At 57.4% G+C, this 20165-nt stretch carries 23 protein-coding genes; 8 read left to right on the top strand and 15 right to left on the bottom strand.

Annotated elements, in window-relative coordinates; all coding sequences use genetic code 11:
• Window positions 1-25 precede the first annotated feature (25 nt).
• The 10 genes from WBK23_RS03275 to WBK23_RS03230 all read right to left on the bottom strand — a co-directional run bounded on the left by WBK23_RS03275 (window position 26) and on the right by WBK23_RS03230 (window position 10001).
• Window positions 26-526, bottom strand: a complete 501-nt coding sequence (locus WBK23_RS03275) for a ribonuclease H family protein (protein WP_424482550.1) — start codon at window positions 524-526, stop codon at window positions 26-28.
• Between the two features lie 437 nt (window positions 527-963).
• Window positions 964-1584 carry a hypothetical protein gene (locus WBK23_RS03270; RefSeq protein ID WP_424482549.1) on the bottom strand — a complete coding sequence of 207 codons (621 nt, stop codon included), beginning with the start codon at window positions 1582-1584 and terminating at the stop codon, window positions 964-966.
• Window positions 1584-1871, bottom strand: a complete 288-nt coding sequence (locus WBK23_RS03265; protein ID WP_424482548.1) for a hypothetical protein — start codon at window positions 1869-1871, stop codon at window positions 1584-1586. The genes WBK23_RS03270 and WBK23_RS03265 overlap by 1 nt, the downstream gene beginning before the upstream one ends.
• Window positions 1872-2071: 200 nt before the next feature.
• Window positions 2072-2530 carry a hypothetical protein gene (locus tag WBK23_RS03260; RefSeq protein WP_424482547.1) on the bottom strand — a complete coding sequence of 153 codons (459 nt, stop codon included), beginning with the start codon at window positions 2528-2530 and terminating at the stop codon, window positions 2072-2074.
• A gap of 828 nt (window positions 2531-3358) precedes the next feature.
• Entirely contained in the window at window positions 3359-3907 is a 549-nt protein-coding gene (locus WBK23_RS03255; protein WP_424482546.1) for a recombinase family protein, read from the bottom strand.
• Between the two features lie 192 nt (window positions 3908-4099).
• Window positions 4100-4474 (bottom strand): hypothetical protein, encoded by a 375-nt coding sequence (locus tag WBK23_RS03250; RefSeq protein WP_424482545.1) that lies wholly within the window; start codon window positions 4472-4474, stop codon window positions 4100-4102.
• A gap of 589 nt (window positions 4475-5063) precedes the next feature.
• Window positions 5064-7028 carry a hypothetical protein gene (locus WBK23_RS03245; RefSeq protein ID WP_424482544.1) on the bottom strand — a complete coding sequence of 655 codons (1965 nt, stop codon included), beginning with the start codon at window positions 7026-7028 and terminating at the stop codon, window positions 5064-5066.
• 83 nt (window positions 7029-7111) lie between these two features.
• Window positions 7112-7699, bottom strand: a complete 588-nt coding sequence (locus WBK23_RS03240) for a hypothetical protein (protein WP_424482543.1) — start codon at window positions 7697-7699, stop codon at window positions 7112-7114.
• Window positions 7700-8190: 491 nt separating this feature from the next.
• The gene (locus tag WBK23_RS03235; RefSeq protein ID WP_424482542.1) at window positions 8191-8742 is read right to left on the bottom strand and encodes a YdeI/OmpD-associated family protein; all 552 of its coding nucleotides are present in this window, start codon (window positions 8740-8742) and stop codon (window positions 8191-8193) included.
• A 371-nt stretch (window positions 8743-9113) separates the two neighbouring features.
• On the bottom strand, window positions 9114-10001 hold the full coding sequence (locus WBK23_RS03230; RefSeq protein ID WP_424482541.1) for a hypothetical protein: 888 nt from the start codon (window positions 9999-10001) through the stop codon (window positions 9114-9116).
• Between the two features lie 342 nt (window positions 10002-10343).
• Here WBK23_RS03230 and earP point away from each other — a divergent pair, with 342 nt between their 5' ends.
• A complete protein-coding gene (earP, locus tag WBK23_RS03225; RefSeq protein WP_424482540.1) occupies window positions 10344-11477 on the top strand; it encodes an elongation factor P maturation arginine rhamnosyltransferase EarP in 1134 nt (377 codons plus the stop codon).
• Between the two features lie 46 nt (window positions 11478-11523).
• On the top strand, window positions 11524-12096 hold the full coding sequence (gene efp, locus WBK23_RS03220) for an elongation factor P (protein ID WP_424482539.1): 573 nt from the start codon (window positions 11524-11526) through the stop codon (window positions 12094-12096).
• Between the two features lie 146 nt (window positions 12097-12242).
• Here the strand turns inward: efp and WBK23_RS03215 are convergent, their stop codons facing one another.
• Window positions 12243-13199 (bottom strand): LysR family transcriptional regulator, encoded by a 957-nt coding sequence (locus tag WBK23_RS03215; RefSeq protein WP_424482538.1) that lies wholly within the window; start codon window positions 13197-13199, stop codon window positions 12243-12245.
• 105 nt (window positions 13200-13304) lie between these two features.
• On the opposite strand from WBK23_RS03215, the gene WBK23_RS03210 reads away from it, so the two are divergent.
• Window positions 13305-14060, top strand: a complete 756-nt coding sequence (locus WBK23_RS03210) for a sulfite exporter TauE/SafE family protein (RefSeq protein WP_424482537.1) — start codon at window positions 13305-13307, stop codon at window positions 14058-14060.
• Here the strand turns inward: WBK23_RS03210 and WBK23_RS03205 are convergent.
• A complete protein-coding gene (locus tag WBK23_RS03205) occupies window positions 14050-14904 on the bottom strand; it encodes a LysR substrate-binding domain-containing protein (protein ID WP_424482536.1) in 855 nt (284 codons plus the stop codon). The two genes, WBK23_RS03210 and WBK23_RS03205, sit on opposite strands and share 11 nt — an antisense overlap.
• A gap of 97 nt (window positions 14905-15001) precedes the next feature.
• On the opposite strand from WBK23_RS03205, the gene WBK23_RS03200 reads away from it, so the two are divergent.
• From WBK23_RS03200 to queF, 4 genes are all read left to right on the top strand, one after another.
• Window positions 15002-15235, top strand: coding sequence for a DUF1127 domain-containing protein (locus WBK23_RS03200; protein ID WP_424482535.1), 234 nt, complete (start codon window positions 15002-15004; stop codon window positions 15233-15235).
• An 85-nt stretch (window positions 15236-15320) separates the two neighbouring features.
• On the top strand, window positions 15321-15797 hold the full coding sequence (locus tag WBK23_RS03195; RefSeq protein WP_424482534.1) for a DUF3291 domain-containing protein: 477 nt from the start codon (window positions 15321-15323) through the stop codon (window positions 15795-15797).
• Window positions 15798-15874: 77 nt separating this feature from the next.
• The gene (pyrF, locus tag WBK23_RS03190) at window positions 15875-16573 is read left to right on the top strand and encodes an orotidine-5'-phosphate decarboxylase (RefSeq protein ID WP_424482533.1); all 699 of its coding nucleotides are present in this window, start codon (window positions 15875-15877) and stop codon (window positions 16571-16573) included.
• Between the two features lie 101 nt (window positions 16574-16674).
• Entirely contained in the window at window positions 16675-17505 is an 831-nt protein-coding gene (gene queF / locus WBK23_RS03185) for an NADPH-dependent 7-cyano-7-deazaguanine reductase QueF (RefSeq protein WP_424482532.1), read from the top strand.
• 48 nt (window positions 17506-17553) lie between these two features.
• Here queF and WBK23_RS03180 read toward each other — a convergent pair whose 3' ends face one another.
• Window positions 17554-17820, bottom strand: a complete 267-nt coding sequence (locus WBK23_RS03180; RefSeq protein WP_090385588.1) for a DUF4404 family protein — start codon at window positions 17818-17820, stop codon at window positions 17554-17556.
• 153 nt (window positions 17821-17973) lie between these two features.
• Window positions 17974-18684, bottom strand: coding sequence for an HAD family phosphatase (locus WBK23_RS03175; RefSeq protein ID WP_424482531.1), 711 nt, complete (start codon window positions 18682-18684; stop codon window positions 17974-17976).
• A gap of 225 nt (window positions 18685-18909) precedes the next feature.
• Here WBK23_RS03175 and WBK23_RS03170 point away from each other — a divergent pair, with 225 nt between their 5' ends.
• Entirely contained in the window at window positions 18910-19611 is a 702-nt protein-coding gene (locus WBK23_RS03170) for an MlaA family lipoprotein (protein ID WP_424482530.1), read from the top strand.
• 61 nt (window positions 19612-19672) lie between these two features.
• Here WBK23_RS03170 and WBK23_RS03165 read toward each other — a convergent pair whose 3' ends face one another.
• Window positions 19673-19972, bottom strand: a complete 300-nt coding sequence (locus WBK23_RS03165) for a PilZ domain-containing protein (protein WP_424482529.1) — start codon at window positions 19970-19972, stop codon at window positions 19673-19675.
• Window positions 19973-20165: the final 193 nt, after the last annotated feature.

Genomic DNA, 20165 nt, shown 5'->3' with positions numbered 1-20165 from the left:
CCTCAGGGGCCCCAGGGAAACGAAGTTACGCGGTCACGACCGGCGATGTGCTGGTCAACAAACGATGGGGTTTCTGGAACATCGCAGCGTTCTCCGCCAGTGCATCAGCCTTGTCGTTTCCGGGGTGACCACTGTGGCCTTTCACCCAACTGACGGTGACTTGGTGGACGGCGAGTAATTCCTCGACCTCCAGCCATAGGTCCAGATTTTCCACGGTCTTCTTAGACGACGTTTTCCAGCCACGGGCCTTCCAGTCCTTCATCCATTCATTGATGCCTTTCACGACGTATTGGCTGTCGGAATAGAGGTTGAACTGAGCAGGCTTGGAAACGGCTTTCAAGGCCATAATCGCGGCTGTCAGCTCGGCCCGCTGGTTGGTCTGACGTTCTCCTTCTAGTGGACCAGCAATTTCTAAGGTGGCTCCTTGGGGGCTGTTCATTAGTGCTCCCCAGCCGCCTCGTGCATTGATCTTGCCGTTGTTGATGCAGGCACCGTCTACGTAGGCGATGTAGGTATTCGTGGTCATGTTGTTTTCCTTAAAGGTGATTTTTGGGTGTGGGGTGTCCCGCAGCCTCTGGTTCGAGGACGCGTGATAGGTCGTGGGTTGGTTAAAGATGGGCGCTGGGCTAGGGCGGACCAATTACAGGCATAGATGTAGGTGGTCCGCTCTGGCGGGAGACCATCTGAACTTCAGGTGCATCAGGACAGGGGCGGGCGTGGAAGACGGCAGTAGCGAAGCTGCTGTCGGCTTTCCGTAGAGACCGACCAAGGAACTAGGGGCTGAAGGTTATTGAGGATGGCAACGACGAAGAGGACTTAGTCCCTAGTCTCCTAAGTACTCTCTGGCCGAACGGCTTTCCAACCCCGACAGCAGCTTCGCTACTGCCTGGGTCTCGCCTGGCCATGGTCTATTTATAATATCAGGCAGGTAATTGGCCCCCTGGTAGCACTGGGCTGTAGCCATCATTGTCCGCCAAAATCGGCGGCTCTGATTCCAACCCAACTCAGCCAGGCATCGTCGCGGAACTGCAAGTCGCCCCTCCATGCTAACCATGGGTGAACGCAGATTCTTGTCGGCCAGGTTTTCCCCTGGCGGCGAAGCCTCAGTGCGTTAATCGTCGTCAACTCGTTCAGGCTTCTTTCAAGTGTCCTTTTGGGAAGCTGGATAGCTGCTGCCAGGTCGTCGAGGGTTCCGAACCAGTGATTCCGTGCGGTCAGGTTCTGGGCAACGTACCTTAGGACGCGCACAGCATTGGCAGAGACCTGAGCATCCAAGAGGTCGAGGAGTTTGTTCACGCTCAGGTACTGCTCGTCAGGCCATAGGTCGAAGGGCATCGTGGCTGCTCGCAACTCATCCGCGTCTCGCGCGTCTGAGGGCCACTTGGTATCGATGCCGACAGCCACACTCACAGTTCGAACAACCCGGCGTCGGGGAAGCTTTTTGGTCGAGTGAATTACTTCGCCTGTATCGAGCGCTACGAAATAGCTGTGCCCCCGGTCTTGTACGACGACTACCGACCTGGCTGGAATCTGGGTGATTGCCGCAGGTGCAGTAGAAGTAGGGCTTTGGTCGGTCATGGTCATTAACTAACCCTCGCCGCCATAGGGAGAAGGGCTATCCCTCCACGACGATGGATCGGGCCGACTTGGAGCCAATGACCAGCAACTTTGTCTGGTTCTACCAGGTCCAGTAGATCCTGGTCTTTCCAGGCGAAGCCGGCAGTGAGTGCTGCTTCCAGTGCTTCCCCAAGGCGCACGTCCCGGCCCTTTCGCTTGGCTATTTTGTTGGCCAGCAGGGCGAGTCGAGCGACATGGTCGCGGCGGATATAGAGGTTGAAGCGGACCAGCAGGGCTGGCGTTATGTGTCGCATGGGTAGGGTTCCAAATGGGGGCTGATAGGCGAACGCGAGCGCCCCGCCTGGAGGTGTCCGGGCAGGGGTGTGCTTGCTGGAAATGAAAGGAGCTTGTTGTAGGTGTGGAAAGTGAGCTGCGTGGGGCGTCATGTACAACTGGCGGCTCATCATTTGCCCGTAATGTGGGCGTGCAAGTTGAACCGTGATTTGCCTTGCGGTCAGCCTAGGTTTGCAGGGGGAAGCGGTACAGATTTGAGATGATGAATACGGTACTGGGGGCAGCTCTCCCAGACATCAAGCGGCACCTCGCCAAGGTAGTTCTTTCCATCAAACCAGTAGCCATCATGTTCTGCTACGCGACCAAGCCATGCTTTTTGGAGCACCTGCCTAGTCGAATTTAGCTGTCGTAAAGCGTCGAGTAATACTGCTTCCATGTGCGGCGGTAATGACGCAGGCAGAGTGGGCCAGTTCATTGCGAGATGCTCATATAGCTCGGTATGTGCAGGGAGCTTTTCATCTAGCAAGTGGCTTAGCCTCCAGATGGCATGAAGCGCGTCCATCACCGCGTCCTGAAGTGCGTTGGGGTTGGCCGTTAGTAGTTCATCGGCAATTTCCAGTGGATAGCCTACGACCTCATTTTTCGGCAGTGAAGGGCGGGTTTGTGCTTGCAAGTTCATTGATTGTTCCTTGTTTGTGGGTAAGTGATAGCGTCGCTCCCTGGGGGTGGGAGATAGGGGGCAACTGCTGGGGGGGGCATACGCCTTGGCCAGGAGTGGCATGGGTATGTGTATCGACTGGCCGTAAATCGATTTGAGGCGATTCAAGCAGTCGGAGTGGTGACGCGGTGGCAACCCTTTCGCTTGGCGCTGATTTGTCCGGGAGCTGGACAGTCAAGGGTTTAGCCGATCCGAGTAGGGCCGGACGGCTGGTTATACAAGGTAGGGCCCTAAATCGGTTTTAGGCGATTCCAGCGGTCGAATTGGCGACGCTGCGGCAGCGATTGCACTTGGCGCGGACTTGTCCTGGAGCTGGGCAATCAAGATTTCAGCTAATCGGAACTGAGTCGAACGGTTGGTTGTGCAATGACTGGCCGTAAATAGCCCGGTGGACCTTCAATGGGCTGTGTAAGAGCCATTGGAAGGGCTTTCGGGCCCGTTGCAATGTCATAGTCGACGAGTAGGAGCGGTGTGGATTTACAAGGACTGGCCCTATTGTCAGGGCGGCGGTGGGTCCAGGTTATCTACTGAAGGGCCCTAAATAGTCTCGATGGGCTTGGCCCCAGTAACTACGCGGCTTTGCGGCCGGCTGCTGGGTCCAGAGGTGGGTGCGCTATGACTGGCAGTAATTCCCTCGATACGCCTGCAACGAACCGAGGCGATGTGGATATACAAGGATTGGCCGTCATGGCGGGGCGAAGGTCGGTCCAGGTTATCTATAGAACGGGGGTAAATAGGCTTGAAGGGTTGAAGCTCAGTAACGACGGGGGTTGAGGTGGTTCTGGTTTGTCAGGCCGCTAGGTACTTGTAAAGGGTCGATACCCCCATGTTGAGCTGCTTTGCCACCGCTGGCTTGGCCATGCCCTCGGCCACCAGTTTCTTGGCCGTGGTGACCACTGCTGGGTCCAGCGCTTTGCGCCCCTTGTACTTGCCATCCTCCTTGGCTTTCTCGATACCGATACGCTGCCGCTCCAGCATCAGCTCCCGCTCCATCTTCGCCATGCCGGCCATCATGGTGAACACCATTTCCCCGGCTGGGGTCGTAACGTCGATACCCAGGTTGTCTATGACAAGGCGAACTCCCTTGGTCTTCAGGTCCTCAGCTAGGGCCAAGACCTCCACACTGCTTCGCCCCAGGCGGGATACCTCCCGGACAATCAACGTATCGCCTTGCTTCAGCTCCGCTAACAGCTTCTTGAACCTGGGGCGGTCTATGGTCGTCCCGGTGAAGACGTCCTCCACAACATGGTCACAGGTGTACTTAGCCTTGAGGTAGTCGGCCTGCGCTTCGATGTCTTGGTCGTTGGTCGATACACGGGCGTAGATGTACGTGGTCATACCTGGAATTCCATTTGGGATCTAAGACGTTTATAGAATCCATGGTTTCTACGGTTAAAACAACCCCAAATAGAAACTTTGCTCGTGTCTTTTTAGGGGGTGGTTCAAATGGAAATTGGTATTGGGTTTACATGGACTAGCGAGGAGGCTCGCGCAGCCCTTGCAGGATTACCCGCCTACACAACGGGCGCGTCATCCCTTGGTAGTGTTGAAGCCGCGATAGGTGTTATCAAGGGGGGCGGGGGACTTCCAGCCTGTTCTCCAGAGATTACGGTTTGCCCCAGCGTTCCCGTCATGTTTGTACTTGTGTTCAGCGCCCTTGGCTTTCATGTGTGCTGGTAAAACAAGGAGCCCTATTTCAACGTACTCCTTGAGCAGAGCCTTGGCCTGGGAAAGTACCTTGGTTCTGCTTATCCCGCCGTTCCTGGCAGCGGTAGCACCGGAGCCGTTCATTTGAAGGCCCTTGAGCTTACACAACTTAAATAAAAGCCTGTATGCGTTCTCGCTGTTGGTGACGCTTACGTCAGCGGCTATCAACTCATCAATCACGCTTTGGAAAGGGTGCATTTTTATCTCCTGGGCTGGGGCGGTTCCGGTACACGATGTGTGTATCTGGTAATGCCAGACATGAGCAGCGCTCCTGGTCATGTGAGCCAGTGTTTTAGCAGGCACGCACAGCTCGTAACAGTCTGTTTCTTTAGCTGTGGTAAGCTCGGTTGTAGATATACCGAAGCCAGTAGGTAGGGCTTTGCACGGTCTCTGAGTACCGGTTCCGGTACCGTTACACACCCTGAACTCCCCCTAAAAAACGCGGCTCTCGCGCAGCGCTTAAACATCTTCCCCCTACCCAGGTTCAAAGACCGCTACCTACTCAAGCGTGAATGCCCATGCGCACTCGATAGGTGTGTCGTGCAACGCTGCGTTGTGGTTTGACCTATTGCAACAGTGGCTGCGGATCCAGCGGGGAGGACGCCTGCGTTGGCCTTGAGCGTTCGTGGGGCACGAAAAATGGGGCTCCGGGTGGGGTAGAGGGGGGAATTGTGCGCTGCTACCTTACTTAAAGGGCGGACAGATTTTTGGCTGAAAATGAGCCTGACAATTAATTCGACTGCAGGCTTGTGCAGTGGAGGTTTATATATTCAAGGGTTTCGTGAACTCAGGAATTAAACTTACTAGGGCGCGTGGCATCCTTTAACCAATCGCTAATTCCACCTGGGATTTCTAGTTCGTACTTGGCGCGTGAACATGCTGTGTAAAGTTTTGCACATGCAGTGCCCAAGTTATTGCTGGTTCCTTCTGCCGGTGGCCGCAGCAGGTCGCTTGCGACCAAAACAGAATTAAATTCCTGGTTTTTTACGTCTTCAATTCTGGCTAAGTAAATATATCCACCGGGCTTGCAGTAAGAGGTGATTCGCTCTTGGAAGTCAGAGTACGTAAATCCCTTTTCTAACAATTCTTGAACGTCAGCTAGCGGGCGAAACCCGCCGAAGGTGTTCATTAAACTGTCCCACGTGCTGAAGTTGAATATCATTCGATGCCGGGGTCGCACTGCATCCTTGTAGAGGGTAATTAAGTCGTAGAAAAAACCAGTGAAATCTTTGTGCACTGACTGTGGGAGTTCAAAGCTGGACTTAGCAGTTGTGAGGCGTATGAACCAGTATAGGATTCCCCATAGGTCGCTCACGATAATTGTTGTTGGTTTAGTAGGTATTGGTACGTACTTGTACGAATTGATTGATGTGGAGTGTTCGGCAAGCCCCTCAAATGAATCTTTTATTGAGTTGGGGTGGGCCTGAATCAGAGGGTTCAGGACCTCGCTCATTTTAGTTCCTGCCCGCAGTGATTGTGTAATGTTGCGCTGGCGTATGAATGATCCGTGATGGGATGTGTGGTTGGATAGATTTTGGAATTCATCGCCGAGTGTGATTACTGATTGAGGGCTGCGGTCTAATATTTGGATCATTGGTGCAGTTAATTCGTGGCTTTCATCAATGATTACGTGCGTGTAGGTGTCGGGGATAATGTCATTGCGTAGCGATAGAAATTTAATTCGGTGAGCATTGCGAATTGGGATTCGAGTGTCGCGCTCAGATGGGCGGACTAATTCGTTCCAATATAATTTGCTGTACTCGATTAATACGGAAATGTCAGTTTCAGATAGCTGCAGTTTAATAGCCGGTAAGTGCCTGGCTTCAATGGTTTTGCTGGGTGATTGACAGAATGCAAACACGGTGCGTCTGCATATGGTTGCAACTTCTTTAGGATGCAACGACTTAACAGGGTTTAGGTTTAACCATGTTGCTACTTGTTGGTCAGTGACTAGGTAGTTTGACTGGGTGCGTTGGCTGTCCGTAATGCGCCAGCCCTGGCTTGTACGGTCCATATTTAAAAGCAGGTTAGCCATGCGGCCGAAAGTCATGGCAGTAATATTGTCGCGACCACTAAATTGACTGACTTTGGTTTTTAGTGCCTCTACTTGTTGTGGGATTAATGCCATGAAGAGTGTGGTTGATGGATTTAGAAAGTCGAATAATCGAGCGATGAGATAAGTCTTTCCTACGCCTGCGTATCCTTGGATGTGGAAAGATTCATCCATGCAAACTTTGAACTCGTCAAATACTCTTCCCTGTTGATCGCTGAGCTTGATTTTTGACCCTGAAGAAAGTGTTATTTCTTTCTTAAATGGCTGGGTTAGTTCGCGATAGCGGACTCCAAAGGTGAAATCCCAGTTTCCATCTGTTGTTAAGTAGTCACGACTATGAATTTCCTTCTCGTTAAGAGGTATAACCCCGTACTCTTCAATTATTGCTATGGTCTTTTTCAATTCACCAGCGTTGAATTTATCATTCAATTTTTCAATGAGTGTTGAATTTGGCAGAGCGGGGCTATCGACTGCTTGTCTTAATGCCTTTTCATATAAACGCTCAATGGTTGTGGCTGTAGGGTTTTGCTGGGCTATTCTGTTAAAGTCAAGAAGAAGGAGAAGGCTAATTAGCTCGGGTGTCGAGGCTAAAGATGTAAAATTTACAAGTGGCACGCCCTTGGCCAAGTTGGTCAAAGATTCGGCGGCAATAGGTAGAAAAAAATAGTGTGATGGAAATGGTGTGCTTGACGATTTCATAATGAAATACCCTTACTAAGCTGAATGGCTGAGCGCTGATAAAGTCGATACTAGTAGGGCGCTATGTGGTGGGCCTGCAACGGCTAAGCATTGTCGTGCACCTTATTCGATGTCTTGGATAAGGCGGCGATTTTTTCAGCAAAACGACCGAGTAGCCATTCAGCTTTACAATGCTGTAGGTGGAGAGATGACTTGAATTCGTTTAAAGGCCCGTTGTTCTTTTCAAAAAAGCTTTCTAATTGGTTGCGGTCTACGAGTGAATATATCCAGCTCAATAATAAAATGGATATGCCGCGCAGTTGGAAGTGTTTGTCTGGTGTGATGGCGGTTATGAATTTTGAATGGGATTTAGAATCCAGGCCTTGAGAAATTAATTCACTAATCTCTCCAAGTGTAACTAGTGGTGCGCGCTTGCCCTTGTGGAAATATGCTAACTCGCCACCTGTAGCCTGGCCATTCGTCCACTCCGGTTTTCCGTACGCAAACACGACAGGGCAACTGCTAGCAGCTTCAAGATCAGCCGCTTTCTCAATTTCTATGGTTGTTGGTGCAGCGCCTTTCACCTCCAGGAAAATGCCAGCGGCGGGCAAATAAAAATCCGGTTTGTACCAGCCGTGCCGGGTCTCCTCCCGTCGCGATTCATACAGCCAGACAACGCCAATGGCGTCCATAATCGCCGCCCATCGTGTCTCTGAGTGAGACCGCATTTCATAGCCTGAGTGCAAAAAAACTGACTGCCTTCCGTGCATTTTTACCCCCATCTGGATGACCCATCGCAGTCACGCTGAACCGACATGCTACGACCAAGTCATAGCCTGCCAAATGGCAACCGATAACGTAAGAGGGGGCGGGGATTTTGGAAGGCTAAATGAACTGGAGGGAGTGTCTCCTCTCAGGTTCGCTGTGTTCATTGACTGGTACAGAACACTGGTACAGAATGGATTCCATTGGAGACTTGAAGCCCTTGATTTATAAGGGTTTCAGCGGGGAGGTCCCGGCGAATGTAGACTCGAGAGTTCGAATCTCTCCTTCACCGCCATACATAACAAACCCCTGAGAGAGCAGTCTTTCAGGGGTTTCTTGTTTTCTGTGCCTCACACATTTGCTCGAATGCATACGCCGGACGAGTGCACTGCATCGGTTTGAATGAGTTATGTGTAATTCAATCGGCCTCTTTGGGGGCGCTGAACGCTTTGCTGTAATAGCCGGATTGATCGAAGCAACAGACCCGCCGCTTTCCGGAAGCTAGCATGTCGCAGGCATTGCGAATCCGCTGTGCACGGGTCTTGGATTGCTTGGAGGACGTAATCCAATGTATCCAGTCCAGCCGTGCGATCGTTGTCGTGTCTTCCCAAACAGCCAAGGCTTCTGGAGCAGCCGCTAGCGTTTCGTGTAGATCAGATGGGATCTCAGGTTCCGGCTCTTGCTCCACGGGCATGATTTCAAGTGTGACGACGTCGCCGATGCTCGCGCGCGCGTCCTTGAGTAGAGCCTTGTCTAAGCGGAGCCAATGGCTCAATTCACCGTCCGGATCAAGCGTAGCCCGAAAGCCATGGCCGTTGATGGTGCCTTCTACAGTCGCCCTTCCTCGTCGCGGGAGTGTGGCACTCACCTCCTTTGGCAGAATTACGAAGGCCCACGAAGGTTCGCTACTAAGCATTGCTGGACGACGCAATTTTGCTTCGAACTGAGATTTGAGGTCGGTTTTGGTCATTCCTAATCCGTCCATAGATGCTCCTGACGTTTGGTTAAGGGGCCGCTGAGCGCGGTCCCGAGCGAAACAGGTCCGTTTTTGGGCAATTCAGGCTCACTTTCGACTTCGGAACGCCCAAGCGCAGAGGCTGCCGGCGACGACAACGGCCAGCCAAGATGCCCACACCGGGATCTCAATGCTACCGACATGCACGGGCAGTTGGTTTAGCGCACGAAAGGCCTGCGCGATAGCAACGACGCCGAACACGACGCCTGAGACAACAACATATCTGCTGGACATTTCTACCTCCACGTCTGTGGTGCACAACGTGGCGCTAAGCGGTCTGCGCCACAGGGGCTGCGGCTTGAGGCTTGCCCAGCCCACGCAAGTACTTATTCTGCACTGCTTTCATTCACGTTAAAGATTAGAAGCATGCCGCCTGTATTGTCAGTCAAGTAACTGGGGTTGTCGTTTACGCATACCTCAAGGAGGGCTGTTTGCGTGGCTGTGAACACAACCGGACCGGCTTCGCCCTGAACTAACTGACTACCAATACGGTAGACGAGTGAAAACTTCCGGTGGTCGGGGAAGAGATAACCCTGAATGGGCAAGGGCACTGAGGGATCACCGCTGGCATTGAAAACACTATTGGCGTTGCCATAGTTGACCCTGCCGCCGTCTGTACTGATGCGCACCGTGCTCCCTTTGCGGATGGGCGGCATGGGGCGCTGTCCGGAGGTGCTAAACACGATGACGGGGTTGCACTGCATGCTGTTCGGCCGGAAGCTGGTGCGGAACGTTTCGCGACCTTCGGGCTCGTACCCGACCGAGATCTCGAGGCTGGAGTCGGCTAGGCAGTTCCTCAGGCCTTTAACCCGGACCATCTTTTTCCCAGGCCAGCCGGTGTAGGTATGCCGTAGCTGCCAGTTCTGGGTGAAAACCATATTGACGAAGGTTTCCGGTGGAGTGCCGTCGCCAAAATCAAAGCGGACTTCCTCGCAGGTGCCGTTAGCCGGCATGTTCAGTATTGACTCCTGGTCCATCGCGGCAAAGGCGAGAGCGTGGAGCCGCTCGGGCGTACAGGCCCCATTAAATGGACCTCGCGGATCCTGCCCGTCACAGGTGGGGTCCGATCTTACGGCCAGTGGAAACAGCTTTGGCTTTCCAACGCTGCCGACGGGCGTTGTAGAGGTGCAGCCCGGCAGGGCGAGCGTTGTCAAAAGGCATATTGGCAACATCCATTTATTGCTTGGTAAGCGAACCATTTTCGTCATCTCCATGTTGTAGTTCTTAACTGCCTTACGTAACGGTATGTCAGTCTAGAAGCTGCACTACAAAACTCAGGATCTGAGGCTGTCTGGCGTAAGTGTCGATAAGGTGTCGAAATCACTAGCCAGAGTAGACCGGCAATGGCCAAAATGGCGGCTTGGAAAGGCGCTGAATTGCTGATTCTGTCCAACATAGGTCAGTAATGTCGGGGTGTCGAAGCGGGTTTGGATCCCATCTACACCGCCAGATAACGTGACGAAAAAGCCCGGCTATATGTCGGGCTTTTTCGTTTCTGGCGTTTAATGACGGCCTGGCCACCTTTAAGCTGTGCTCAGCACATAACGGAGCAGCGCATGCGCGCCACGTGGGACATTTTCTGCAGCGTTGTCGATAACTACGGCGATATCGGGGTGACCTGGCGACTGGCGCGGCAGCTGGTGGCCGAGCATGGTTTGGCGGTACGGCTGTGGGTGGATGATCTTGGGGCGTTTGTGCGCCTGTGTCCGCAGGCTGATGTGCAGGTGCAGCGGCAATTCCAGCAGGGCGTCGAGGTCTGTTTGTGGGGTGGCGACTGGCAGGCAGCCGAGCCGGCTGATGTGGTGATCGAGGCGTTTGCCTGTGAGTTGCCGGCACCCTACATAGCGGCGATGGCGCAGCGCGCGCAGAAACCGCTCTGGCTCAATCTCGAATACCTCAGCGCCGAAGACTGGGTGGAGGGCTGCCATGGTTTGCCGTCCTTGCAGTCCAATGGTCTGTCGAAGTTCTTCTTCTTTCCCGGTTTTACCGCAGGCAGCGGTGGCTTGCTGCGTGAGCGTGATCTGCTGGCACAGCGTCGAGCGTTTCAGGCGGACAGCGCTGCGCGCGAGGTGTTTTTGCGCAGCATTGGCGTAACGCCGTTGCCTGGGGCGCGATTGATATCCCTGTTTGCCTACGAAAATACCGCGCTGGCCAGCTGGCTGGATGCATTGGCCGCCGATGCCCAGCCCACTCAGTTACTGGTGCCGGAAGGGCGCATCCTGGCGGATCTGCAAGCCTGGCTCGGTTGCACGGGCATGCGTGCGGGGGATAGCCAGCAGCGTGGCCTGCTGCATATCCAGGTGCTGCCGTTTATCCAGCAGGACCAGTACGACCGGTTGCTCTGGAGTTGCGACTTCAATGCGGTGCGCGGTGAGGATTCCTTCGTGCGTGCGCAGTGGGCGGGACGACCGCTGCTTTGGCATATCTACCAGCAGGCGGAAAACGCGCACCTGGAAAAGCTCGAAGCCTTTCTGGCTCTATATAAGGAAGGGTTATCAGTAAGCGCTCAGGCTGCGCTGGTTGATCTATGGCGCGCCTGGAATACCGGCGAGGCGGTCGATGAAAGTTGGACTCAGCTGCTGCAAAGCTGGCCAGAGCAGCAGGCGCATGCCGAGGAGTGGTGTCTAGAACGGGCTGCGCAGGCCGATCTTGCCGAGGCGCTGGTGCAGTTTTACCTAAATTGGCTATGATACGCGGCCAAGAATTTTGTAATTCCATCCAAACCCGGATATTCGTATGAAAACCGCACAAGAAATGAAGCCCAACAGTGTGGCCCTGATCGACGGCCAACCTTGGCTGATCCAGAAGGCCGAATTCACCAAATCCGGTCGTAACAGCGCCATCGTTAAAATGAAGTTGAAGAACCTGCTGAGCGGCTCTTCGACTGAAACCGTGTACAAAGCCGACGACAAAATGGAGCCGGTGATCCTCGATCGCGTAGACGTGAGCTATTCGTACTACAGCGAGCCGAACTACGTCTTTATGGACCAAGAGTTCAACCAGTACGAGCTGAACAAAGACGACCTGGAAAGCGTAATGCCGTACATCGTCGATGGCATGACTGACGTCTGCGAAGCCGTATTCTTCGAAGGCAAAGTGGTTTCGGTTGACCTGCCGACCACCATCGTTCGCCAGATCACCTACACCGAAGGTTCCGCCCGTGGCGACACTTCCGGCAAGGTGATGAAGCCAGCCAAGCTGAGCAACGGTACCGAGATCAAAGTCGCTGACTTCTGCAACATCGACGACTGGATCGAAATCGACACCCGTACCGGCGAGTACAAATCCCGCGCTAAAGCCCCGGTCTAAGATCGGCTTTAACGGCGAGAAGAAAAAGCCCGACCTTGAGTCGGGCTTTTTTATGGCCTGCCATCCATGGCGGCCACCCTTCGGGTCGTCGCTGCGCGACGCTAAAAATGATTCCCGATGATTTTTTATGCCTGCTGTTTCTGCTTTTAACTGCGCTGCAAGCCGCTTTGCAGTGCCAGGTCCCAGGGCGCGACCGGGCCGAAGCGGTTCTTGAGGAACTCCAGCAGCAGGCGGCTGCGCGAGTCGGTTTCGCGTTCCAGGCGCAATGCGTAGATGCCGCTGGGCTCGGGGGCGGGCAGGCCGTTTTCGCAGAACAACGGCAGCAATTCACCACGCAGCAGATAGTCGCTGATCAGCCAGGTCGGCAGGTGAGCGATGCCCAGGCCGGCGAGGGCGCTGAACAGCAGGGCTTCGGCGTTGTTGGCGGTCATTCGCAGGCGCTGGGGCCTACACAGTTGCAGCTTGCCATCCTGCTCGAAACGCCAGGCATAGGGTGGGGCCAGGCTGTCCCAGTCGAGGCCGTCATGCTCGAACAGCTCGCTGGGGCTGCGTGGCACACCGCGTCGCGCCAGGTACTCCGGGCTGGCGCAGAGCACGCGCACCATGGGTGACAGGGCGGTGGCGACCAGGCGGGTGTCAGCCAGCGGGCCGATACGTAGCACCAGGTCGACTTCCCCCAGGTGGGTGCCGTGCAGGTCGACAAAGCTGTCAATCAGCCGCAGTTGCACATCCAGCCCCGGGTAGGCGAGGAGGAATTCGGCAATCGCCGGTGCCAAATGCCGACGACCAAAGGGCGCTGGAGCGTCGATGCGAATCAGTCCCTCCGGCGCGCTGCTCAGTGACACCGCTTCGGCGCGTGCCAGGTGCAGTTCGGCGAGGATGCGCCGGGCCCGTTCGGCAAACGCCAGGCCCGCGGGGGTTACGCGCACAGCATGGGTGCTGCGGCTGAACAGGCAGCTGCCCAGCGAGCGCTCCAGGCCATCAATGCGCCGGGCCACTGCCGAGGGTGTCAGCGGATGGCGTCGGGCGGCCGCGGAAAAGCTGCCGGTTTCCAGCACATCGAGAAACAGGCTGAGCTGATCGGTCAGGCTATCGGGGTTCATGGCTGGGTTCGCTGTGCGTTTATGGCATAGCCATTGTGCGTTGCTGTGCGTGTCGCTGCTAGCGGCGAATCGCTAGGCTGTAGCGCATTACTGTGGAGCTTGCCGATGAGCCTGTTTGATTTTGTGTTGAATCTGTTGCTCGGGCTGGCGCTCGGCACGCTGGGCGGGCTGTTCGGCATCGGCGGCGGCTTGATTGCGATTCCGGCGCTGGGGGTGTTGTTCGGCCTCGACCAGCAGCTGGCGCAGGGCACTGCGCTGGTGATGGTGGTGCCCAATGTGTTGCTGGCGCTGTGGCGCTATCACCAGCGCAACCGCATCGAGTTACGTCATGCCCTGGCCCTGGCGCTCAGCAGTCTGTTGTGTGCTTTGGGCGCGGCGAGTTGGGCGGTGAGCCTGGACGCCGAGCGCATGCGCCTGGGCTTTGTGATCTTTCTCGTGGGGTTGGCGCTGTATAACCTGTCTCGCCTGTACAGCCGTCCTGCGCCGGTGGTGGTTGGTCTGCGCTACCCCTGGCCGTGGTTGGCCGTGCTGGGCAGTGGCGCAGGCTTGCTCGGCGGGTTGTTCGGTGTGGGCGGCGCGGTGCTGGCGACGCCGGTGCTGACCACGGTGTTCGGCACCAGTCAGGTGGTGGCGCAGGGCTTGTCCCTGGCGCTGGCGGCTCCGAGCACGGCGGTCACCCTGGCGACCTATGCGCTGCATGATCACGTCGATTGGCTGCTGGCAGCGCCGCTGGCGTTGGGTGGCTTGCTCAGTATCAGCTGGGGCGTGCGCTTGGCGCATGCCTTGCCCGAACGCCTGCTACGGGTGCTGTTTACGGTCTTTGTGCTGCTCTGCGCGTTGGCGCTCGGGCTTAAACTCTAAAGCCTTCGACGATCTGCTCGGCCAGGGTCTCGGTGACCTGCGACTGGGTCTGGCTGTTGCGCAGCAGCACGATACTGGCGGACGGCATCGCCGGCAGGCCCTCGGCGGTGCCGATGATGCGCATGTCCGGGGTGATCAGGCTTTGCAGTTGGGCGGTAATCGCCAGGCCGGCGCTGACCACTGCCATGATCGCCGAGAGGCTCGGGCTGGTGTAGGCGATGCGGTATTCGCGCTCCATGGCGTCCAGTGCGTTGCAGGCCCAGGAGCGGCAGAAGCACTGGGCATTGAACATCGCCAGCGGCAGCGGTTCCTGCTCATGCGGACTGAAGCCCTGGGCTTCGGCCCAGACGATGCGTTCCTGGCGCAGCAGCTGGCCGATCTCGGTGCCTGGCTCGCGGGTGACGATGGTCAGGTCCAGATCCTGGCGCTGCAACAGCTGGAACGACGGCTCGCAGTGCAGTTCGACCTGCACCAGTGGGTAGGCCTGGGCGAAGCGCGAGAGGATGCCCGGCATAAAACGCATCACGTAGTCGTCCGGTGTGCCGATGCGCACGGTGCCGACCATGTGCGGGGCACGCATGCTGGTCATTACTTCACTGTGCAACTTGAGGATGCGTCGGGCATAACCGAGCAGCAACTGGCCTTCGGCGGTCAGGCTGACCTGACGGCCGTCACGGCGGAACAGCGGGCGCTGCATCACGTCGTCTTCCAGGCGCTTCATCTGCATGCTCACCGCCGATTGCGTGCGGTTAACCATCTCGGCGGCGCGGGTAAAGCCGCCGTGATCGGCAATCGCGACGAAGGTGCGCAGCAGTTCGCTGTCGATGCTTGGATAATGGGCCACTCATCAATCTCCAAGATGTATTGCATAAGAAACATTCGTTGGATTGATCTTAAGCCCAGAGCAAGACTGTCGCCAACCCCACAAGGAGGGCGACGAGATGAAAGGTCAAAAAGGTTACGCGCTGGTTGGCGCACAGTCGTTGCAGGGCGTGCGTCTGATATCGCGGCTGCAGGCCGCTGGACGGCAGTTAGGGCGCTGGTGGCAGTTGGCGCAGCAGCGTCATCGTCTGTCGCAGCTCGATGAGGCGGCCTTGAAGGATCTCGGCTTGAGCCGCGCGGATGTGCTGCAGGAGAGCGAGCGGCCATTCTGGGATGATCCACTGCAGCGTTGATGGGCTGTCTCAGGCTGCCATGCCTGTTGTAGCCTGTTTAGCCCAGCAGTGAACCGACCCGTCCAAGAGACAAGGAGCCGCACCGATGTCCGCTTACCAACTCGCGCAGTTGAATATCGCCACGATGAAGGAACCGCTGGAATCGCCTGGCATGGCCGATTTCGTCGCCAATCTGGAGCGCATCAATGCCTTGGCCGAGGCCTCGCCAGGTTATATCTGGCGCTTGCAGGACGAGGCGGGCGATGCCACGGCGCTGCGCCCGTTTGGCGATGATGTGCTGGTGAATATGTCGCTCTGGAGCGATGTGCAGGCGCTCAGCGATTACGTTTACAAATCTGCCCATACCGAGATGCTCAAGCGGCGTCAGGAATGGTTTGCCAAGGTCGCTGCGGCGCATATGGTGCTGTGGTGGGTGCCGGCGGGGCATCGTCCCAATCTTGAAGAGGCGGCCGAGCGCCTGGCGTTGTTGCGTGAGCAGGGGGCCAGCGCACGGGCGTTCAGCTTCCGCCAGGCGTTCCCGGCACCGGATGCGCTGACTGAACTGGCGCTCGGGGAGCTGTAGTCGGATCACCGGGGCGGCAACTGGGCGGCGCATCCGCTACAATGCGCGCCGAATTTGTCTTGCCCGAGAGCCCGCCCATGTCCGCCTGCCAGACCCCGATTATCGTTGCCCTGGATTTCCCGACCCGTGACGCCGCTCTGGCGCTGGCCGATCGACTCGATCCTGCACTGTGCCGGGTCAAGGTGGGCAAGGAGCTGTTCACCAGCTGCGCCTCGGAGATCGTCACCACGCTGCGGGACAAGGGCTTTGAGGTGTTCCTCGACCTGAAATTCCACGACATCCCCAACACCACGGCCATGGCGGTCAAGGCCGCTGCCGAGATGGGCGTGTGGATGGTCAATGTGCACTGCTCGGGCGGCCTGCGCATGATGGCGGCCTGCCGCGAAACCTTGGATAAGTTCAACGGCCCCAAGCCGCTGCTGATCGGGGTGACCGTGCTGACCAGCATGGAGCGCGAGGACCTGGCCGGCATCGGCCTGGACGTCGAGCCGCAGGAGCAGGTGCTGCGCCTGGCCGGCCTGGCTAACCAGGCGGGGATGGACGGCCTGGTGTGTTCGGCCCAGGAGGCGCAGGCGCTGAAGGTGGCTTACCCGGCGCTGCAACTAGTGACCCCGGGGATTCGTCCGGCCGGCAGCGCCCTGGATGACCAGCGACGCATTCTGACTCCGCGCCAGGCGCTGGATGCCGGCTCCGATTACCTGGTGATTGGCCGCCCAATCAGCCAGGCCGCCGATCCGGCGCAGGCACTGGCAGCGGTGGTGGCTGAGCTGGCCTGATGCGTTGTGCGGCCGGGCCAGGCGTGACTTGGTCCGGCTGAACTGAATCAGCCCTGAAAGTTGTATACAATTACCGCGTCTCGACTAGCCAGGTTTTCCCCATGCATCCCGCCGCCGAAGATTCGCCTCTGGGCAAATCCAGCGAGTACATCGCTACCTACACCCCGTCTCTGTTGTTCCCGATTCCGCGCGCGGCCAAGTGGGCTGAGCTGGGCCTGAGTGCCGAGACTCTGCCTTACCAGGGCGTGGATTACTGGAATTGCTTCGAGCTGTCCTGGCTGCTGCCGTCGGGCAAGCCGGTGGTGGCCATGGGCGAGTTCGCCATCCCGGCGGATTCGCCGAATATCATCGAGTCGAAGTCGTTCAAGCTGTACCTCAACTCGCTGAACCAGTCGGTCTTCGCCGACTATTCCGAGCTGGTGGCCGTGCTGGAAAAAGACCTCTCGGCAGCTGCCGGAAAGCCAGTCGGCGTGCGCATTCGCAGCCTGGCCGAGGTGACGGCCGAGGGCGTGGCGGCCGCGCCGGGCCTGTGCATCGATGAGCTGGATGTGGCCATCAGCAACTATGAGCAGCCGCAACCAGAGCTGCTGCGTTGCGATGTGGCGCGTGTGGTCGAGGAAAGCCTGCACAGCCATCTGCTCAAATCCAACTGCCCGGTCACCGGTCAGCCGGACTGGGGTACGCTGGTGGTGCAGTACCGCGGCGCGGCGCTGGATCACGCCAGCCTGCTGGCGTATCTGGTGAGTTTCCGCCAGCACGCGGACTTTCATGAGCAGTGCGTGGAGCGGATCTTTCTCGACCTGCAGCGTTTGCTCAAGCCAGAGCTGCTGACCGTTTATGCACGTTATGTGCGCCGTGGCGGTCTGGATATAAATCCCTACCGCAGTCTCGGACCGATCAGCCCGGATAATCGCCGACTGGCGCGCCAGTAACGAAAAACCCCAGCTAAGTGCTGGGGTTTTTCTTAGTGCCAATAACCTTCAGATACCCATATTGGCCAGGCTCTGCACAATATTGCGCAGGGTGCCGGCGAGTGTCGGATGGCTGGCTTCAAAGCGTTCTACGGCCAGGTTGACCCCATCAATCAGGGTGGCATCCGGTGCGGCGGCGGCCTGGCGGGCCAGTTGCAGTTCGATTTCCTGGGTCAGTACAAACAGCTCGGCGCGTTCTTCTTCGCTCAGCGGCGGCTGCTCGGCCAATTGGTCGCGCAGATCTTGCAGTTGTTGCTGCAGGCGGCTTGCAGGCATGTGGCTCTCCCTTTCGTGATCGACAGATTGACTGACCTTGCGCGGGGGCGAAAGGTTCTGCATGCCTTCAGGTTAATCCAAGCGCGGCGGCTTTGCCTGCTTTGGATCAAGCCTTGTGCCGTGGGCAAGCGCCAGGCGGGATAGGGGGCGGCGTTAGGGTTTTTCGCCTTTCTGCCGACGTAGACCGAGATCGGCCAGGCAGGTGGGCAGGTCGCTGAGTTGGTCGATAACCGAGTGCACGCCCATGCGGTACAGGTGCAGGGTGGCCTGGCTGCGCAGTTGATCGCGGCTGGCCGCGCCCAGGCTTTGCCAGTCCGCCGGGGCTTGGCCGCAGAGCGGGCCGCTGATGGCCAGGCCGATGGTCCACAGGCCGGCATTGAGGCCGGCTTGCAGCAGGCGCGGCTCACCACTGACCAGCACACAGCCATCGAGCTGACTGACCTGCAAGTCGATCAGGCTTTGCCAGATGGCATCCGGTGCGGGCCAGGGGCGGTTATCGCGACTCGGCGCGGCGGTCAGCCAGGCGGGCAGGGCGCTGGCCAGGCGGATACTGGCGTCGCGCGGCAATTCATCCAGCCAGGCGCAAGGCACACCTTGCGTGTGCAGCTGTTCGAGCACGTGCAGCGCATCGCTGGTGGCTTCGGCATGTTCGGTGGCGGCTTCGCACAGCGCTTGCTGGTAAGCCCGTAGCTCGTCGACCTGCGGGCTGCGCCCCAGCAGTTGCTCGAGGCTTACGCTGGGTGCGGCTGCTGGGTATAGCCGCTGCAACGCTACGGGTAGGGTGCGGGCGCCAAAATCAACCAGGCAGCCGGACAGGCTGAACAGCACGGCATTGGGCTTGGGTGGTGTGGCGAGCGTCTGCATGGGCCGTCCTTGATGATGGGCTAGACCAGCCTAGCTGGCCGACGTTACAGGCAGATGAAGCGGCTGTGACAGCTGCGTAGTGCCAGTCGATTCACCGTCAATGTGCTTTTCCCCTGGCGCTCTTCGTCCGCTATGCTGCCTATTTAGAGGGCTGCCGCCTTATACTGCGCGGCCTGATTCGGCAGCCTGCTGGCCGCCTGAACACTTTCAAGGAGCAACTGTAAAATGCGTAAGATCGGTGCGAGCTGGATTCAACAACTGGGCCTGCTACTGGCTTGTACCGGTGTGCTGCTGTTGCCAGCGTTGGTGCAAGCCAGCGAAGAAGACCCTTGGCTGGGCTACAACCGGTTTATGTTCCGCATCAATGACACTGTCGATGCCTATACCCTGAAGCCTTTGGCCAAGGGCTATCAGGCGGTGACCCCGCAGTTTGTCGAGGACGGCGTGCATAACGTGTTCCGCAACATCGGTGATGTCGGCAACCTGGCCAACAACCTGCTGCAGGGCAAATTGCATGATGCGGGCGTCGATGGTGGTCGCCTGATCTTCAACACCACCTTCGGCCTGCTGGGCTTCTTCGATGTGGGCACGGCCATGGGCCTGCAGCGCAGCGATGAAGACTTTGGTCAGACCCTGGGCGTTTGGGGTATGGGCAGCGGCCCTTATGTGGTGCTGCCACTGCTGGGCCCAAGCACCGTGCGCGATGCGTTCGGCAAGGTGCCGGATAGCATGCTGACGGCTACCGCGTTTATCGATCATGTGCCGACGCGTAACGTGGTGCACGTGGTCAATGCCGTCGACTTTCGCGCCAGCTTGCTCTCGGCCGAGCGCCTGATCAGCGGCGACAAGTACATCTTTATCCGCAACGCCTACCTGCAGAACCGCGAGTTCAAAGTGCGCGACGGCGAGGTTGAAGACGACTTCTGATCGGCGTTACGTATAAAAAAGGCGGCCTACTCGGCCGCCTTTTTTGTTGCCTGAGCCATGCTCAGCTCATTGAGATGATGGCCAGCCCCAGCGCCTGACGACCATCGTCCATCGTATTGACGCGAACCACTTCGGCTTGCGCATCGAGCCCGCGCAACTCGTTGTGATCAGAGCCGATATGGATGCGCACTTTGTCGCCCATGCTCACGGCGCTTTCGGCCTCCAGTTGCATGCCAGTGCTGGACAGGTCCAGGCAGACGGCGGGGATTTCCTTACCGGCATGGTGCAACGTGACGGGTGCCTCCAGGCGCATGCGGATGTAATCGCGTTTCTCACTGTAGGCACGATCATTTTGGCTCATGGGCACTTTCCTCTTGTTATAGGGGGCACTCCTGCAACTCTTATAACCTTCGCCGATTTGAGGTGTAAAGTCGTACGGCGACGACCGGCATACGCTTGAATCACACTGCGGATGGGAGTACCGTCTGCGCCTTGATGCAAGCCGAGTTCGCGCGTGCAGGCACTAGGCCTGGCGCATAAGCCAACCCATACCC

Origin of the sequence: Pseudomonas sp. (assembly GCF_049653025.1) — a bacterium.
Taxonomy (GTDB): Bacteria; Pseudomonadota; Gammaproteobacteria; order Pseudomonadales; family Pseudomonadaceae; genus Aquipseudomonas.
The sequence above is the reverse complement of the archived record's forward strand: the minus strand, read 5'-3'. Positions and strand labels throughout refer to the sequence as shown.